General features: G+C 68.1%; 16 protein-coding genes and 1 pseudogene. 6 read left to right on the top strand and 11 right to left on the bottom strand.

Annotated elements, in window-relative coordinates; translation table 11 throughout:
• Positions 1–249 precede the first annotated feature (249 nt).
• The 3 genes and pseudogenes from HWX07_RS03235 to HWX07_RS03225 form a co-directional block, all read right to left on the bottom strand.
• Positions 250–1,218: pseudogene (locus HWX07_RS03235) on the bottom strand (D-2-hydroxyacid dehydrogenase family protein); the annotation flags it as partial.
• A gap of 59 nt (positions 1,219–1,277) precedes the next feature.
• Positions 1,278–2,483, bottom strand: a complete 1,206-nt coding sequence (locus HWX07_RS03230; RefSeq protein WP_175875152.1) for an alpha/beta hydrolase — start codon at positions 2,481–2,483, stop codon at positions 1,278–1,280.
• An 85-nt stretch (positions 2,484–2,568) separates the two neighbouring features.
• On the bottom strand, positions 2,569–3,279 hold the full coding sequence (locus HWX07_RS03225) for an HAD-IA family hydrolase (RefSeq protein ID WP_175875151.1): 711 nt from the start codon (positions 3,277–3,279) through the stop codon (positions 2,569–2,571).
• A gap of 251 nt (positions 3,280–3,530) precedes the next feature.
• On the opposite strand from HWX07_RS03225, the gene HWX07_RS03220 reads away from it, so the two are divergent.
• Both HWX07_RS03220 and HWX07_RS03215 read left to right on the top strand, forming a co-directional pair.
• Positions 3,531–3,839, top strand: coding sequence for a helix-turn-helix transcriptional regulator (locus HWX07_RS03220; RefSeq protein ID WP_006496873.1), 309 nt, complete (start codon positions 3,531–3,533; stop codon positions 3,837–3,839).
• Between the two features lie 81 nt (positions 3,840–3,920).
• Positions 3,921–4,982, top strand: coding sequence for an alkene reductase (locus HWX07_RS03215; RefSeq protein ID WP_175875150.1), 1,062 nt, complete (start codon positions 3,921–3,923; stop codon positions 4,980–4,982).
• Positions 4,983–5,047: 65 nt separating this feature from the next.
• On the opposite strand, the gene HWX07_RS03210 is transcribed toward HWX07_RS03215, so the two are convergent.
• The 3 genes from HWX07_RS03210 to HWX07_RS03200 all read right to left on the bottom strand — a co-directional run bounded on the left by HWX07_RS03210 (position 5,048) and on the right by HWX07_RS03200 (position 8,763).
• The gene (locus tag HWX07_RS03210) at positions 5,048–6,328 is read right to left on the bottom strand and encodes an MFS transporter (protein WP_175875149.1); all 1,281 of its coding nucleotides are present in this window, start codon (positions 6,326–6,328) and stop codon (positions 5,048–5,050) included.
• 13 nt (positions 6,329–6,341) lie between these two features.
• Positions 6,342–7,514, bottom strand: coding sequence for a porin (locus HWX07_RS03205; protein ID WP_175875148.1), 1,173 nt, complete (start codon positions 7,512–7,514; stop codon positions 6,342–6,344).
• 61 nt (positions 7,515–7,575) lie between these two features.
• Complete coding sequence (locus HWX07_RS03200) at positions 7,576–8,763, bottom strand: M20 aminoacylase family protein (protein ID WP_175875147.1); 1,188 nt, start codon at positions 8,761–8,763, stop codon at positions 7,576–7,578.
• 49 nt (positions 8,764–8,812) lie between these two features.
• Between HWX07_RS03200 and HWX07_RS03195 the strand changes: the two genes are divergently transcribed.
• Entirely contained in the window at positions 8,813–9,799 is a 987-nt protein-coding gene (locus HWX07_RS03195; protein WP_244129912.1) for a LysR family transcriptional regulator, read from the top strand.
• A gap of 28 nt (positions 9,800–9,827) precedes the next feature.
• Here HWX07_RS03195 and HWX07_RS03190 read toward each other — a convergent pair whose 3' ends face one another.
• Positions 9,828–10,355, bottom strand: a complete 528-nt coding sequence (locus tag HWX07_RS03190; protein ID WP_175875146.1) for a GNAT family N-acetyltransferase — start codon at positions 10,353–10,355, stop codon at positions 9,828–9,830.
• Between the two features lie 92 nt (positions 10,356–10,447).
• On the opposite strand from HWX07_RS03190, the gene HWX07_RS03185 reads away from it, so the two are divergent.
• Together HWX07_RS03185 and HWX07_RS03180 are read left to right on the top strand one after the other, a co-directional pair.
• A complete protein-coding gene (locus tag HWX07_RS03185; RefSeq protein WP_175875145.1) occupies positions 10,448–11,059 on the top strand; it encodes a LysE family translocator in 612 nt (203 codons plus the stop codon).
• Between the two features lie 267 nt (positions 11,060–11,326).
• On the top strand, positions 11,327–12,283 hold the full coding sequence (locus HWX07_RS03180) for an alpha/beta fold hydrolase (RefSeq protein WP_175875144.1): 957 nt from the start codon (positions 11,327–11,329) through the stop codon (positions 12,281–12,283).
• On the opposite strand, the gene HWX07_RS03175 is transcribed toward HWX07_RS03180, so the two are convergent.
• Positions 12,284–13,204, bottom strand: coding sequence for a phosphatidylinositol-specific phospholipase C (locus HWX07_RS03175; RefSeq protein ID WP_175875143.1), 921 nt, complete (start codon positions 13,202–13,204; stop codon positions 12,284–12,286). It lies immediately after the preceding gene.
• Between the two features lie 6 nt (positions 13,205–13,210).
• On the opposite strand from HWX07_RS03175, the gene HWX07_RS03170 reads away from it, so the two are divergent.
• A complete protein-coding gene (locus tag HWX07_RS03170) occupies positions 13,211–14,233 on the top strand; it encodes a LacI family DNA-binding transcriptional regulator (protein ID WP_175875142.1) in 1,023 nt (340 codons plus the stop codon).
• 32 nt (positions 14,234–14,265) lie between these two features.
• Here HWX07_RS03170 and HWX07_RS03165 read toward each other — a convergent pair whose 3' ends face one another.
• From HWX07_RS03165 to HWX07_RS03155, 3 genes are read right to left on the bottom strand one after another with little or no spacing between them, the layout of a single operon-like run.
• Positions 14,266–15,126: a carbohydrate ABC transporter permease gene (locus HWX07_RS03165; protein WP_175875141.1), complete on the bottom strand. Its 861-nt coding sequence runs from the start codon at positions 15,124–15,126 to the stop codon at positions 14,266–14,268.
• Positions 15,123–15,992, bottom strand: coding sequence for a sugar ABC transporter permease (locus tag HWX07_RS03160; RefSeq protein WP_175875140.1), 870 nt, complete (start codon positions 15,990–15,992; stop codon positions 15,123–15,125). The genes HWX07_RS03165 and HWX07_RS03160 overlap by 4 nt, the downstream gene beginning before the upstream one ends.
• 40 nt (positions 15,993–16,032) lie before the next feature.
• Complete coding sequence (locus HWX07_RS03155; protein ID WP_175682399.1) at positions 16,033–17,277, bottom strand: ABC transporter substrate-binding protein; 1,245 nt, start codon at positions 17,275–17,277, stop codon at positions 16,033–16,035.
• Positions 17,278–17,313 lie beyond the last annotated feature (36 nt).

The following is a 17,313-nucleotide window of genomic DNA, read 5'->3' as shown; positions in this document are numbered from 1 at the left end:
GACTGCCCGGCACGGTCATGCGCGCGCGGCCCGGATATGCGCACGGCCGGCTTCGCTCACTTCAACCTCGGCCACACCGCCCGGCGCATGATGGCGGACCACGTAGCCGCGTGCGCAGGCCTCCTCCCACACCGGCAGGCGCGGGCACGACGTGCGCCACGCGTCGATCACCTCGTCGTACGGCCGCGCGCCGGACCCGATCCATTCGAGCAGATCGAGAATCAGCGGCTCGATCGATGCCGCTTCGCGCGCGAGCACATCCGGGTTGACCACGTGGATCGGCTGCCCCGCCGCATAGGACACGATCTGGTCGAACACATCCGAGAACTGCGTTTCGTATTCGTCTTCGGTCACGTAGCCGATATGCGGCGTGCATACGACGTTGGGCAAGCGCAGCAACGGATGCTGCGGATCGCGCAGCGGCTCGGTGTCGTACACGTCGACCGCCGCCATCCCGGGCCGGCCTGCCTGCAACGACGCTTCGAGCGCGCCCGGCGCGACGAGGCCCGCGCGGCTCGTGTTCACCAGTAGCGCGTCGGGCTTCATCCGCGCCAGATCCTCGGCCGTCACGATCCCGTGCGTGGCCGGCACGAGCCGCATGTGCAGGGAAAGCACGTCGCAGGTTTCGAAGAACGTGCGCTTGTCCGGCGCCGTGCGCCAGCCGTCGTCGCGTGCGCGCTGCAGCGACGCTTCGCGCGCCCAGACGAGCACGTTCATCCCGAACGCGGCGCCGTATCGTGCGACTTCCGCGCCGATCCGGCCATAGCCGTAGATGCCGAGCGTACGCCCGCGCAGCGTCCGTCCGACGCCGATCTGCCAGTTGCCCGCCTGCAATGCCTGCATCTGCCGAGGGATCTGGCGCATCGCGGCCAGCACGAGGCCCCACGTGAGTTCCGCGGCCGCATAGGAAGGCGTGCCCGCGTGCTGGTTCGACGACACGATCACGCCGTGCGCGGTGCACGCATCGATGTCGATATGCGGATAGACGCTGCGCTGGCTGATCAGCCGCAGTTTCGGCAACCGCGCGATGAGCGGTGCGCGAATCTGCGTGCGCTCGCGGATCAGCACCAGCACCTCCATATCGCGCAGGCGTTCGGCCAGTACGTCGTCGTCCTGCACAGGGTCGTTCCAGACCGTGACCGCATGCCCGTCCAGCTTGCGGAAGCTCGGCAGCGTGCGCAGCGTGTCGGAATAGTCGTCGAGGATCGTGATGTTCATCGGGGAACTCCTGGGCACGCCGTCATCCTGAACCGCGAAGGCCGCGCGTGGAAATGAATTTATCTTCCCGATTCCTGCATTTTTCTGATCGATCCATTTTCGTCGGGCGCACGCAAGTCCGCCGCGGTGCCGGCCATGACCGGGCACGACCGCGGCAACGCCTGCCCGAACAGCACGGCCAGCCCGCAAGCGGACGTGAACATGCCGAGGCCGTCATGTCCGACACCCGGCACTTCGACGACCTGCTGCGCGAGATCGTCCGGATGCCGGTTCTTCAGGTAATCGAAATAAGCGAGCCCGCGCGCCAGCCGGTACGGCCCCTGCGCCATCGCCGCGCATGAGCGATCGATGAAATGCGTATAGGGATTCGTGTCGGCCTGCCCGAGCAGGTACACGACATGGCCCGCGACGTAACGCGTTTCGAGATCGCGCACGTCCTGTGACGCAACGTAAGACGGCGCCGACTTCAACCCGTATTTCCATTCGGTCGCGCGCGGACAGGCGCCCCCCGCAAGCGCATCGGCATTCGGCCGTTCGTCGTCGAAATACAGGTAGCTCGACGGGTTCGCGACCACGTAGCGCACCGCGATGCCGGTACGCGCCAGCGCGTCGCCTTCGCGCCCGGCCACCGCATAACGCTGCAGCAACTGTGCGCCGGCGGAATGGCCCATCACGACGACCGTCGACAACGACGGGTACAGGCTGCGGTCGGCGAAATGCGCGAGCAACGCGTCGAGCGCCGCGAACGAGCTGACCGGGGCCGGCTGGCGGGCCGGTTCGCCGCCCTTCCATCCTTCCTGCGTCCACGCGAGCGTCGATGCGCCCAACGAAAACGCGCGCGCATCGGCGCGTGTCAGGAACTGCGGCGCGACGACCATCGTGCCCGCGCCGGCCGCACCGGCCTTTTCGACGACCTTGCGCCCCGATGCGTAGTACGCGTCGGCATTACGCAGCGTGCCGTGAATCACGATGAATACGCGTACAACGTCGGGCGCGGCCTGATCGAGCGGATGGTCGGCGTAGACGGGCAGCACCGCGCTGCCCTGCGGCGTGTCGACGGTCACGCGCTGGTCGGCGACGGCCTTGACCGGCGCTTCGAGCCGTTCGCGTTGCGTGGGTGTCATGGCTTCGGCCGGCCGCGCACCGACCAGCATGCCGACGGCGGCGCAGGCCAGCACGAGCGGAACGGCATATGACACGGCCCGGGCGACCGATGGCGCACGCGAGCGTCGAATGCGGGAAAAGGCGACGGAAATGACGGACATGGCGGCAGCTCGAGTGGCGGATATGACTTGAACGGCGATGGTCGCAAAATCCGTCGCGCGCCGCCTGCCGGTCACGCAAAACGGGTCAGCCGGCCGGTTGCGCACCGCGTTCGGCGTCGGCGCACGTTTCGTCCGCGCGACACTGCATCTGCTGCACGATGCCGACCAGTTCGCCGATATGCGTCGGCACTGCCTGCTTGCCGGCTTGCGTCCATGCGCCGAACGACGTCATGCCGCTCACCGCGCCGACGAACGGCACGCCGGCACGCTCGGCCGCCTGGGCGTCCACCGCGTGGTCGCCGACGTAGATCGCCGCCGCAGCGGGCAAACCGAGCCGCGCCAGGGCCTGCACGAGCCCTTCCGGATCCGGCTTGTGGCGCTGCACGTCTTCCCCGCCGATCAACACGTCGACCAGCGATTGCAAGCCGTTGCGCTCGAGAATCGCGTCGATCCGGTAGCGAAACTTCGACGACACGATCGCGACGGCGAGCCCTTGCTCGCGCAACGCCGCGAGCAGCGGCGGCACTTCGGGATAGATGCGGGTGCCCGGCACCATGATCTCGTCGGCGCGCGCCACGAAGTGCCGTGCGAACGCCTCGGCCCGCGCCGCTTCGGTTTCGCCCGTCAGCGAATGGAACATGTCGGGCAGCGGCAGCCCGATCACGGCGCGGATCCGCGAGGGCGTCGGACCGGCGGCGCCCAGCTGATGCAATGCGTACTCGGTGCATTCGATGATCGCGGCGGACGAATCCGCCAGCGTCAGGTCGAAATCGAATATGACGGCCCGAACAGACATGAAAGGACTCCGTAAACACGAGGAACGCTGTCCCGTATGTTACGCGGGCGGCGATAGGAGATCGTCGCCGACGCGACCTGAAACCGGGCAGCCGGGTTGAAGGCGCGGTGCCCCGGCGTTGATCCGCCCTCGCGATCGCCCCACGCTATCAACCCCATTGTCGATAGTGCTTTCAAACATATCGTCAAAGTCCGATATATGATTCGCCTAACGACGATACCCGTTTGCCTGACCGAACGCCCAGCCTTTCCATGCCGACCGAACTCGACATCGACGCGATCCTGAAAGCGCTTTCGAACCCCGTGCGCCGGGAGATCCTCGTCTGGCTGAAAACGCCCGGCGAGCATTTCCCGCAGCAGACGCTACCGTACGAACACGGCGTCTGCGCGGGCCAGATCGACGCGCGCTGCGGGCTGTCGCAGTCGACCGTCTCCGCGCACCTCGCGACACTCCAGCGCGCGGGGCTCGTGACGTCGACGCGGATCGGCCAGTGGGCGTTCTTCCAGCGCAACGAGGCCGTCATCGACGCATTTCACGACGCACTGCGCCGCGAACTCTAGCCAACGGCCGAACCGGCCATGCGGGGCGCCATCGCACATGACGCGACGGCTTCCCCGCCTTTCGTGAAGAGGTTATCTGCCATGCCCACGCTGTTCGATCCCGTTACTCTCGGCGACCTGACCCTGCCGAACCGCATCGTGATGGCGCCGCTCACCCGCTCCCGTGCGGGCGCGGCGCGCGTGCCGAACGCACTGATGGCGCGCTACTACGCCGAGCGCGCGTCGGCCGGCCTGATCATTACCGAAGCGACGTCGGTCACGCCGCAAGGCGTCGGCTACGCCGACACGCCGGGAATCTGGTCCGACGAGCAGGTCGAAGGCTGGAAGCAGATCACGCAAGCCGTGCACGCGGCCGGCGGACGCATCGTGCTGCAACTCTGGCACGTCGGCCGAATCTCCGATCCGATGTTCCTGAACGGCGACCTGCCGGTCGCACCGAGCGCGATCGCCGCGGGCGGCAACGTGAGTCTCGTGCGTCCGCCGCGCCCGTTCGTGACGCCGCGCGCCCTCGAACTCGACGAAATTCCGGGCATCGTCGCCGCATACCGCAAGGGCGCGGAAAACGCGAAGGCTGCGGGCTTCGACGGCGTCGAGATCCACGGCGCGAACGGCTACCTGCTCGATCAGTTCCTGCAGGACAGCACCAACCGCCGCACCGACGCGTACGGCGGCCCGATCGAGAATCGCGCGCGCCTGCTGCTCGAAGTGGTCGACGCGGCGATCGACGTGTGGGGCGCCGGCCGGGTCGGCGTGCATCTCGCACCGCGCGGCGACGCGCATACGATGGGCGATTCCGATCCGGCGGCCACCTTCGGTTATGTCGCGCGCGAACTCGGCCGCCGCAAGATCGCGTTCATCTTCACGCGCGAATCGTATTCGGGCGACCAGTTGAGCCCGCGCCTGAAGGAAGCGTTCGGCGGCCCGCTGATCGCGAACGAGCAATTCACGCTCGACACCGCGCAGGCCGCGCTCGCGAACGGCACCGCCGACGCGATCGCGTGGGGCAAGCTGTTCATCGCGAACCCGGACCTGCCGCGCCGCCTCGAAATCGGCGCGCCGCTCAACAAGCCGGTGCCGGAGACGTTCTACGCGGAAGGCGAAACGGGCTACACCGACTACCCGGCGCTGAGCGACGCGGCCTGACGGCCGACGACACGCGCGGCACACGGCCGTGCGCCGCGCCCTTCTCGTCGCGTGGGCACGCTGCTTCAGCGTGCCGTTTCCTCGCGAAACAGCGCCAGGCCGACGAGACTGGCCACCCCGCCGGCGAGCACGTACCAGGCCGGCGCATAGAAGCTGCCCGTCGCCCGCCACAGCGCGCTGACGATCAACTGCGCGAAACCGCCGAAGATCGTCACACCGAGCGCATAGATCATCCCGAGCGACGTCGCACGGACTTCCGGTCTCAAGGCTTCGAGAATCATCACGAAGCCCGCGGGGCTCGACAGCGTCATCAGACCGATCAGCACGATCACGACCGCCAGCACGGTGAAGACCGACGGCCACGTGTGCATCGCATGAAACGCCGGCAGCACGAGTGCGGTCGATATCACACACACCGTTCGCAGCATCGGCTTGCGGCGGCGCAGGCGGTCCGCGAACCGGCCTGCGAACGGGGAGCCGACCAGCATCACCCCACCCGCCGTGCAACCGGACAGCAACGCGACGGAAGCCGGCATGCCGAGTGTCAGCGTCAGGAACGACGGAAGGAAAAACACGATCGTATACATCGTCGACGTGCCGCCGATCACGAGCAACGTGGCGGCCGCGACCTGCCGCCAGGGAATGCGGCGGCTGACACGCGGCGCGCCGGCTGCCGGATGCGGCAGCGTGTCGTCGAGATGGCGTCTCAGATAAAACCCGACCGGCCCGATCAGCAGGCCGAGCACGAACGGCACACGCCAGCCCCATCCTTGGAGCGCATCGGGCGACAGCCTGCGCGACAGCGTCAACGCGACGAGCGCGCCGGCGAGCGCCGCACCGCCCTGGCTGGCCATCTGCCAACTCACCAGTTCGCCGCGCCGACGGGTGCCGCCCGACTCCATCAGCAACGTCGTCGCGGCCCCGACCTCGCCACCTGCCGAAAAACCCTGCAGCAACCGGCCGATCACGATCAGCAACGGCGCCGCGATGCCGATCTGCGCGTAGGTCGGCGCGAATCCGATGATGCCGGTGCCGAGCGCCATCAGCGCGACGGTCAGCACCAGCGCGGGCTTGCGCCCGACGCGGTCCGCATACGCGCCGATCGCGACGCCGCCGAGCGGCCGCGCGACGAAACCGACGCCGAACGTAGCCAGCGACAGCATCAACGCCCCCGCATCGCTGGACGCCGGAAAGAACAGCCGGCCGATCAGTACAGCGAAGAAGCTGTATACGGTGAAGTCGAAGAATTCGAGTCCGTTGCCGAGTGCAGCCGCGGCGACGGTCCGCCGCATCGCGCGTCGCGCGTCGACGGTCTGCGCGGCAGCCGCGCGATTCAGGGTGCTCATCCGAAGCCCTCGTTCAGAAGTTGTGATACATGCCGAGCGACATCGTCACGGGCGTCATGCCGGTGCGCGGTGTCGAGCCGCCGGGCTCGGTCGGCAACGGATTGCCGTTCAGCAGAACGGTCGACATCCCGTAATTGCGGATGAACCCCGCCCGCGCGTAGAGGCCGGTACGTTTGGACAACAGGTAGTCGTAGCCGAGCATGACGCCGAGCGCCGAATCCTTCGCCGGCCGGCCGGCGGCATCGCGCACGCCCGACGTATCGCGATAGACGACCGACGCGCGAACCGCATTCACGCCGAACGGCACGATCGTGCCCAGGGTGTACACGCGCGCGATCCCGTCGCCGGCAAGTTTCGGCGCATATTGATTGAACGACGCGGACAGCACGAGCCGTCCGGTGTCGTACACGGCGCCAAGCCCGTAAAGGTCGTTGCGTACCGTGCTCGCGCCATTGACGCCCCACACCTGGTTGTAGCTCGCCGCCAGATAGGTCGTGCCGTTGTACCACTGCAGCAGCGCGCCCTGCGCGGACGCGGCCGGCGCGCGCCCCGCAACGTTGCTGGGCGCGTACATCAGCATCAGCGTCGTGGTGCCGGCCACGATCGGCGTCCGATAGGTGATCGCGTTGTCGACGCGCGCCGGCAGTTGTGTCGCGCCCGGTCCGAGGTCGCTGTTGTAGCCGACGCCGCGCGCCGTCTGCACGGCGGCCGCGCCGAGCCACGTGTACACCGAATTGGTGCCCACGGTGCCGAACACGTCGATGAACAGCGGCAGCCCCGTGCCGATCTGCTTGCCGACCCGCAGCCGGCCATAGCGGTCGGACACGAGGCCGATCCACGACTGCCGGTTGAAGAACGACTGCGTATCCTGCTGCGCACCGTTGTTCGCGAGAAAACCGCTTTCGAGATTGAATTCGGCGCGCCATCCGCCGCCGAGATTCTCGCGCCCGAAGAAGCCGAGTTTCGACGTCCACTCGCCGCCGCTCTGGGTCTGCCACGTCGACCGCCCAGCCACCGACTGGTAGTTGATCCCCATGTCGACCGAGCCGTACAGCGCCACGCCCTCCTTCAGCCCGCCGTTGAACTCCGGCACCGTCGCGAGCAATACGTCCTGATACGGCACGGCGCAGGCATTTCCGGCGCCCAGCGCCAGGCACGCAGCGCCACATGTCAGTCTCTTCTTCATTCGTTTTCCTTATTTTTCATCGAGAAAAATTCCGAATTGCCGCGACTGGCCAGCGCCCTCGTCAGACTGCTGCCAGGAAGCGCTCCGCGATACCGACGAAATAGGCCGCGCCCCAGCCGAGCGCGTCGTCGTTGAAGTCGTAGCCCGGGTTGTGAACCGAGCAGCCGCCGTGCGAATCGAGTCCGTTGCCGAGCATCACGTAGCAACCCGGCACGCGTTCCGTCATCCACGAAAAATCCTCGCTGCCCATCACACCGTCGTCGAGCAGCGTGAGCCCACCGGCGCCGGCCAGCGCCGTGATCGTCTCGACCGCGAGATCCGCGGCAGCGGCGTCGTTGACGACCACGCGCGAGATGGCTTGATAGTCGACCTGCGCAACGGTCCCGTAGGCCTGGGCCTGCGCGTCGGCGATCCGGCGAATCCGCGCCTCGACCTCGTTGCGCGTGGCCGCGTCGAGCGAGCGGACCGACAGTTGCAGCGTCGCGGTCTCCGGAATCACATTCGGGGCCGTGCCGGCATGGAACGTACCGACGGTCACCACTGCCGCCTTGGCCGGATCGATGTTGCGGGCGACGATCGATTGCAGCGCGGTCACGATGTTCGCCGCCGCGACGATCGGATCGCTCGCGTGCTGCGGCATCGCGCCGTGCCCGCCCTTGCCCGTCACTGTGATCATCACCGAATCGGACGACGCCATCATCGCGCCGTAGCGCAGCGCGAAATGACCGACCGGTACGCCCGGCGCGTTGTGCAGCGCATAGACGCGCTCGCAGGGAAAGCGCTCGAACAGGCCCTCGTCGATCATTCGCCTCGCGCCGCCGAGTCCTTCCTCCGCGGGCTGAAAGATCACGTTCAGCGTGCCGTCGAAGCGCCCCTGTACGGCCAGATGGTGGGCGGCCGCCAGCAGGATCGCGGTATGGCCGTCATGACCGCAGGCGTGCATCGTCCCGGCGACGGTGCTCGCATGGGGGAGGCCCGTTTCTTCCCGGATCGGCAACGCGTCCATGTCGGCGCGCAAGCCGAGCGTGCGCGACGACGTACCGCGCCGCAACCGGCCGACCACGCCGGTGCCGCCGATGCCGGTCGTCACGTCGTAGCCCCACTCGGCCAGTTGCGCGGCGACGAGCCGCGCGGTGCGGGTTTCGGCAAAACCGAGTTCCGGGTGGGCGTGGATGTCGCGTCGAATCGCGACGAAGCGGGGGGCCGCTTCACGGATCGCCGCGAGCGTCGCGGCAAGGTCCTGCGTCATGTTGTCTGGCTCCATTGGATCGGCTGCATCGCAACCGTTGCAGGCCAGTATGGAGAGACGCATCGGGTCAAAAAACACATCAATTTTGATACGAATAAGATTTGGTTATATCCTCCGCATCATGAAAACCCACCAATTACGCGCGCTGGTCGCAGTGGCCACGGCGGGCAGCATCAAGGCTGCCGCGAAAACGCTGCACGTCAGCCAGCCGGCCGTCAGCAAGGCGATTCAGGAACTGGAAGGCGAATTCGGCGTGGCGCTGCTCGAACGCAAGCCGTGGGGTGTCGTGCCGACGCCGGAAGGCGACGTGTTGCTCGGCCGCGCGCATGCGGTCGTGCGGGAACTCGAGCGCGCGCGCGACGACATCGCACATCTGAAAGGGCTGCGTGAAGGCAGGCTGGTGCTCGGCTTCACCCCAATCGTCGCGGTCACGGGGTTCGCGCACGCCTATGCCGAATTTCGACGCCACTGGCCGCATGTCGAGTGCGAACTGCGCGAACTGTCGTTCAGCCAGTTGACCGAGCAATTGCATAGCCGGACCCTCGATCTCGCGTTCGCGGCCATCACCGGCGAGGTCACCGAGTCCGCCGACGTGAAGCCGATCCGCACCTTCGACACCGCATTCGTCACCCGCGAGAACGGGCGTTTCGCCGGCGCGACATCGCTGGACGCGCTACGCGAGGCCGAATGGATCCACACCGATCCGAGCGACAATTTTCCGGCGCACATTCGCGCCCTCCATGCGCACGCGGGCCTGCCGGCGCCGCGCTGCATCACGCGCTGCACGTCGTATGCGCTGTTCTACAGCCTGCTGCTCACGACGGATGCGATCTTCTCGTGGACCCGGCACTCGCTGTCGGAAACCGTGTTCGGCCAGGCGCTCACGCCGCTCCCGCTGCCGCTGTCGCCGCCACCGCTGCAGCTCTATCGGCTCACGCCGCCCGGCCTGCAGTTGACGCGCCCCGCGACGGATTTTCTCGCGTACATCGAAGCCGCGTTCGCGTCGCGTTCGTTCGGAAGCGACAGGCGGCGCTGACGACGCCGGAATCGGTCCGCACCGTGCATCAGGCCGCCACGGCGCGTCGCATGAACACGCGCCGCGTTTCGTCGAGACCGAGCGCGACGTGGTGCGCGCGAATCGCGCGCAGCGTGTCGTCGAGCGCCGCATCGTCGATGATCCGGAAGCCGAGGCGCGTGTAGTACGGCGCATTCCACGGCGCGTCGCGGAACGTCGACAGCAGGACCTGCTCGACGTGCTCCCGCGCCGCGCACGCCATTACCTGCTCGATCAGGCGCGCGCCGATCCGCTGTCCGGCATGCGACGGCGCGACATCCAGTTCCTCCAGATACAGCCGCCGCGCATCGAGCAGCCGGTAGAACGCGAACCCCACGCACGTGCGTTGCGGATCGACCGCCACATAGGCGCGACCGTCGTCGATTCGCACGAGCACGGCAGCCGCATCGGTCGGCTCGCCGTCGGCGATGTCGGCCATGCCGATCTCGCGAAACCGCTGCGCGGCGGCGACTTCCACGGCGGCCATCGCGGCCGCGTCTTCCCGCGTGGCGGGGCGAATCCGGATCGGTGCAGGCATGACGGCAATTCAGGAAGACAGTCTGGAACGGCGGTCACTATAATCGAAACTTCATACGTTTCGTTTCGAACGCCCGATCCACGAGGTCCGTCATGACATTGTCCGCACTCGTCGTCTTTGCCTTCGCCCTGCTCGTCACCGCCGGCACGCCCGGCCCGAGCGTCGCCGCGCTCGTCGCGCGCGTGCTGACGAACGGCGTGCGCGACGTGCTGCCGTTCCTCGCGGCCATGTGGCTCGGCGAAGCGCTGTGGCTCACGCTCGCGGTCGCGGGGCTGTCCGCGTTCGCGCACACGTTCGCGACCGGCCTGATCGTGCTGAAGCTGCTCGGTGTCGCGTACCTGCTGTTCCTCGCGTGGAAGATGTGGACCGCGCCGACCGGCACGGATGCGGACAACCTGCCGCGCGGCCAGTCGCCGTGGCGCATGTTCGTCGCGGGGATGCTGGTCACGCTCGGCAATCCGAAAATCATGATCTTCTATCTCGCGCTGCTGCCGACCATCGTCGACCTCACGCACGTCGGCGTCGCCGCGTGGGCCGAACTGGTCGGCACGATGCTCGCGGTGTTGATCCTGGCCGACTGCTTCTGGTCGCTGCTCGCGTCGCGCGCTCGCGCCTTCCTGACGTCGGCACGTGCGAAACGGATCGCGAACCGCACGAGCGCGACCGCGATGGCCGGTGCGGCAGTGGCGATCGCGACACGCTGACGCGGTATCAGAACGCTCTCTCGCGCTCCTGCAACATACGGCTGGCCTGCGGAAAACATTACATCCGTGAGCGTGTCGGCGGGCAACGCAGTCAGCGCGTCGAGCGTCGCAACGAGGAAACCGTTCCGCGAGCCGTTCGTCCGGCGACGCGGTGGCGCATGCACGAACGATTGCCGATCGACGCCGCTGTACATCGCCGCCGATTTTCGTCACGATACGGCGAATTGCGACGGCGGCCTGCCGCGCCCCCTTGCTCCGGGAATCGACATGAAACACTGGCTACTGGCTGCCCTGCTCTGCCTGTGCGCCACCGTCGCGCACGCGGCCGGCGTCAAGTTTCTTCGGATTCCTGCCGACGCGGCCGGCCCGGAGTTGCGCGCGATGGTCTGGACGCCCTGCGCGGACGCCATGCAGACACTCACGGTCGGCCCTTACACACTGAAAGGACGCCGCGACTGCCCGACCGCCGGTGGCAAGCTGCCGCTCGTCGTGATCTCGCACGGCCATGGCGGTTCGTTCCTCGGCCACCACGACCTGGCCGAAACGCTCGCCGATGCGGGGTACGTCGTCGCGGCGATCAACCATCCGGGCGACACGTTCTCCGACATGAGCCGCGCGGCCGATCTGCAGGAATTCGTCGAGCGCCCGGCCGACATCAAGCGCCTGGTCGACTACATGCTGGATCACGCGCCGGATGCCGCGCACATCGACCCGGCACGCATCGGCTTCTTCGGCTTTTCGCGCGGCGGCTATACGGGCCTCGTGCTGGCCGGCGGCAATCCGGATTTCGCGCACGCGCCGGTCGCCTGCCCCGACCCGGCCTGGCCGATCTGCAAGCAAATCCGGGCCGGCGACCTGCCGAAGGCGCCGCTCACGCACGACCCACGCATCAAGGCCTACGTGCTGGCCGATCCACTCGACGAATTCCCGACCGCCGACACGCTGAAGAACGTCCGCGCGCCGATCCAGCTCTGGGCATCCGAGGCAGGCGGCGACGGCGTGACGCCGGATACGGCGCCCGCGCTGGCCGCGCTGCTGCCGCAACGGCCCGAATTCCACGTCGTGCCGAATTCCGCGCATTTCGCGTTTCTCGCGCCGTGTCCCGAGCAACTGGCTCACCACGCACCCGACATCTGCACGGACGCAAAGGGATTCGATCGCACCGCGTTCCATGCATCGCTCGACGCCAAAGCACTCGCGTTCTTCAACGCGAATCTTCGCTGACTAACAGCGAAACGCCTTGCGCCAAACGCCCTGCTCCGGCGTGTAATCGTTGCATTCGATCAGCGCGCGCACGAGTGCCCAGTCGTCGTCATCGCAGAAATCGAGCAGCATCGCGCCGTACGGGCCGGGCTGTTCGCGCAAGCGCTCGGCCAGACGCGCATGAATGCCCGGCACGCGGCCATCGCCGTGTGCGACCACCGACGGATTCGCGCCCATCCCCGTGCCGCTGCAAAAATTGAGCGCCCAGCGGCCGCTGTCCGGCAGCGGCAGATGCGTCAGCAGCGCATCGATCGCGCGCCACTTCCACGCGATCGACGCGGCCACCGGCACGCGATATTCGTCCTGGATCACGAACGCGCCGTCCGGATGGTCGATCGTAAACGTCGCGTTGTCGGGCCACGCGGTCAGGTCGATGCCGAGCGGCCGGCCGCTGCGAAAGCGCCGCAGCAGCACGACCGCGCCGCGCACGTCGCCGAGCGTCGGCAGCGGGCCGCCGGCATGCCAGCGCAGCCGCGGATGCCGCGCGCGATGCGCGTCGAACGTCGCATCGAAACCGCGCGTGCACGCGTGCGCCGGCCACTCGTCCTTCACCGACATCACGATGCATTCGCGCGGATGCGCGTCGAGAAACTGCGTACACGTTGCCAGCACGTCGTCGAACGTCATGCCGAGCGCGATGCCGCCGTGATGGATGTCGAACCCGTCGCGCACGTGCCGGCAGCGGACGTCGAGCAGCCGCACGCCATGCGCGAGCTGCGCGTCGAGCGGCGCACGCTGCGTGCGCACGAGCGAATCGTCGACCGTATACGCACAGGTGTCATGGCTGCCCGGTAGGGTCAGCGTATGCAGCGGCCGCGCGTCGTCGAGCGCCGACATCCAGTCGGCAGGCGGCATGCCCGTATCGTGGCGCGAAGGGATCATGAATCGATGAATGACAAGGAAAGAAAACCGTGGGTGACGGCGTCGGATGTCGCGGCGCGGGCCGGCGTCTCGCGCTCGGCAGTGTCGCGCGCGTTCTCGCCGACGGCAAGCATCGCACCGCAAACTCGTGAGCGCGTGATGGTCGCCGCGCGTGCGCTGGGCTACCAGGTCAACCTGATCGCGCGCGACATGATCACGCAGCGCAGCAGCATGATCGGCGTCGTGACGGCCGGGTTCGAGAACCCGTTCCGTGCGCGGCTGCTGTCGGACCTGATGGCCGCGCTCGGGCAGCGCGCGCTCACGCCGCTCGTGACCAATGCGGAAGATCCGCGCCAGGTCCGGCAATCGCTCGAACAACTGCTCAGCTACCGGATCGCGGGCCTCGTGATGACGTCCGCGTCGCCGCCGCTGTCGGTCGCGCAGCGGTATCTCGAACACCGGATTCCGGTCGTGATGATCAACCGCGAGGCGAACCTGCCGGGCGCCGACGTGGTCGTCAGCGACAACGCGGCGGGCGCCGCCCACGCCGCGCAGCGGCTGGTGCGGGCCGGCGCGCGCCGGCTCGCGTTCATCGGGCCACACCGCACGAGCTACAGCGCACGGTCGCGCGCCGCGGCATTCGAGCAGGCGATCGGGCAAGGCGACGCATTCGACGCGATGCTCGCGCAGGTGATCGACACACCGTCCGACACCCATGCCAGCGGAATCGACGCAGCACGGCAGCTGTTCGCGGCGAGCGAGCGGCCCGACGGCGTGTTCTGCTCGTCCGACCTGCTCGCGCTCGGCGTGATCGACGTCGCGCGTGGCGAATTCGGCTTGCGCGTGCCGGACGACCTGCGCGTGATCGGCTTCGACGACATCCCCGCCGCCGAATACGATGCGTATCGGCTCACGACGCTGCGGCAGGACACGCGCGGCCTCGCGCTGGCGGCGATCGACCTGCTCGCCGACCGGATGCAGACGTTCGACGGCCCGTCGCGCACGCGCGTCGTGCCGGTCACGCAGGTGGTGCGGGACAGTTGCTTGTGACGACGCAGGACCGGGCGCGGCCAAGCCGCGCGTCACTTCAGCCCGCCGGCGAACCCGCGCAACAGATAGCGCTGCACATAGCCGGCCACGGCCAGCGTCGGCAGCGACGCCATCAGCCCCGCGCTCATCAGGTCGCCCCAGTCGATGCCGTTCTCCGTCACGTAGCCGGCGATCGCGAGCGGCAGCGTGAAGCGGCTCGGCGTCGACACGAACAGCAGCGCGATCAGGAATTCGTTCCATGCGGCGATGAACACGAAGATCGCGGTCGCGATCAGCCCCGGCACGCACAGCGGCAGCACGATCTGCACGAGCCTCCGTGCGAGCCCCGCGCCGTCGATGCACGCCGCTTCCTCGTATTCGATCGGGACGTCGCGCACGAACGCGAGCAGCATCCAGATCGCCATCGGCAATGCGTAGATCTGATACGCGAGCATCAGGCCGAGCGTCGAATCGAGCAGGTGCAGCCGCTTCGCGAGCGCGAACAGCGGCACCGCGATCGTGATCGGCGGCATCAGCTTCAGTGCCAGCACGAGCACCAGGAACAGCAGGTCGAGCCGCGCCGGAAACCGCAACCGCACGAGCGCATACGCGGCCGGAAACGCGAGCGCCAGCGCGAGCAGCGTCGTGCCGAAGCCGACCAGCAGCGAATTGAACAACGGTGCGCCGATCCCGTTCGCCCACACCGACGCGAAATGCTCGACGGTCGGCGCGGCCGGCCAGATCCGCAATGGATGATCGAGGCGCTCGAGCGTCGGCATGAAGGCCGCGCCGGCCATCCACAGGCACGGCAGCAGCAACAGTGCGAGCGCGGCGATGCGCAGCGCCCACGGCATCGCGTGACCGAATGCAGCGCCCGTTCGTGCGCGCGGGATGCCCGCCGATCGCGTCGTCATGCGCGCCGCTTGCGAACCGTCTGCCATACGTATCCCGAGACCAGCAGCGCGGACGCCGCGAGCATCAGCACCGACGCGGCGCTCGCCGGCCCGACGTTGAAGAAGCGGAAGCCCGTGTCGTAGATATAGGTCGACAGTGTCTGCGTCGCGTTGCCGGGACCGCCGCCCGTCAGCGCATAGACCTTGTCGAATAGCTTGAACGTGTCGATCGAGCGCAGCAGCAGCGCGAGGCCGATCTGCGGCGCCGCGAGCGGCAGCGTGATGTCGCGCAGGCATTGCCATTCGCTCGCGCCGTCGGTGCGCGCGGCTTCGTACAGCTCCTGCGGGATCGATTGCAGCCCGGCCAGCACGATCAGGAACGCCATCGGCGTCCACTGCCAGACGTCGACGAGTGCGAGCGACCACAGCGCGAGATGCGGATCGGACAGCCAGCGCACGCCTTCGATGCCGAACGCCGCGAGCAGCGCGTTCAGGAAGCCGTCGAAGTTCAGCCAGTTGCGCCAGATCGCCGAGCATACGAGCGTGGACAGCATCATCGGCAGGATCGCGAGCGGCAGCGCGATGCGCCGGCCCGGAAACGCGCGCACGAACAGCAGCGCGAGGCCGAAGCCGAGCGCGACTTCGGCGAGCGACGCGACGATCGTGAAGCGCAGCGTGTTGCCGAAGCCGGCCGCGAACGCGTCGTCGCCCAGCACCGCGCGATAGTTCGCGAGCCCCACGAACGCGCGGCGGCCGGCCGAGTAGTCGACCCGGCAGAACGAGTCGATCAGCACCTGCGCGACCGGATACAGCGCGAGCGCGGCGAGCACCAGCAGCGCGGGCCCGAGCAGCGCGACGAACGGCAGGCTGCGGCCGAACACCTTCATGCGCGGACTCCGGCCACCGGGTTGACGTTGAAGCACGCGGTCACTTGCCGGCCGCGGCGGCGGCCGTCGCCTGCGCGATCTTCTGCTGCGCCTGGCGCAGCGCGGCGTCGGGCGCGGCCTGCCCCGTCAGCGCGAGTTGAAGCTGATCGCCGAGAATGCTCTCGACCTGCTGCCAGTCCGTCACGCGCGGCCGCGCACGGCCGGCCTCGAGCGCCTTCAGCTGATCGGGATACCAGCGGTACTGGCGCACCAGCGCCGGATCGTTGAACACGCTGCGGCGAGTCGGCGGAATGCCGATGCCGGCGAGGCGCGTCTGCGTATCGCGTGCGGTCAGGTAAGCGAGGAAGTCCTGCGCGAGCTTCGCGTGCGGCGCGTCCTTCGGAATGCCCATCTGCCAGATGCCGAGCATCGGCGCCGGGCCTGCGGTCTGCCCCGGCGGCGGCTGCAGCGCGATCTGCCCGACCACGCGCGACTGCTTCGCGTCGTCGAGCGCCGGCACCCAGGCTGGCCACACCTCGATCGACTGCGCGGCCGTGCCGCGTTGCAGCGCGTCGCGCACTTCGGCCGCGCCGTACACGTCGACGTCCTTCGGCGCGAACGCCTTCAGCGCGAGAAACGTCTTCAGCGCGGCCTGCGCTTCGCGCGAATCGATCGTCACGTTGCCGGCACGGTCGAACACGTCGCCGCCGTATGCCCACAGGATCGGCAGGAAGCCCGTCACGACCGGGTTGCCCTTCGTGCCGCGGAACACGACGCCCGACACGCTCTTGTCCGCACCGCCGACGGTCTGCGCGATCTTCAGCACATCGTCCCAGTTGCGCGGCGGTTGCAGCTTGTACTTCGCGAGCAGGTCCTTGCGGTACGCGAACATCTCGACGTTGCCGACGATCGGCAGCGCGTACAGCGCGCCCGCCGCGTTACGGCCGAGCGCGACGGCGGACGGGACGAGATCGGCATCCGCGAGCGACGCGGGCAGCGGCTTCAGCCAGCCGTTGCCGATGAATTCGGGCGCCCACGTGTCGTCCATCATCACGAGGTCGTACGCGCCGGTGCCTTCGCGCATCGACAGCTTGAGCTTCTGGTACAGGTTCGCGTTCGGCAGCTTGAGCAGCTCGATCTCGGTGCCCGGATGCAGCTTGTTGAAGCCGGCGACGGCATCGGCCAGCCCCTTGCCGTAGATGTCGTCGCGGCCGGCGATGACGAGATCCGCCGCGAAAGCGTGCGTGGCGGCAACGGATAGCGCAACGGCGGCGGACAGCGCGCGCAGGCGGCTCAGCAAGGTCATGTGGTCTCTCTCGATCGGCGGTGGAGCGGAACATTC

Origin of the sequence: Burkholderia sp. BCC0097 (assembly GCF_902832985.1) — a bacterium.
Taxonomy (GTDB): Bacteria; Pseudomonadota; Gammaproteobacteria; order Burkholderiales; family Burkholderiaceae; genus Burkholderia; species Burkholderia orbicola.
This window is presented reverse-complemented; position numbering and strand designations above follow the sequence as displayed.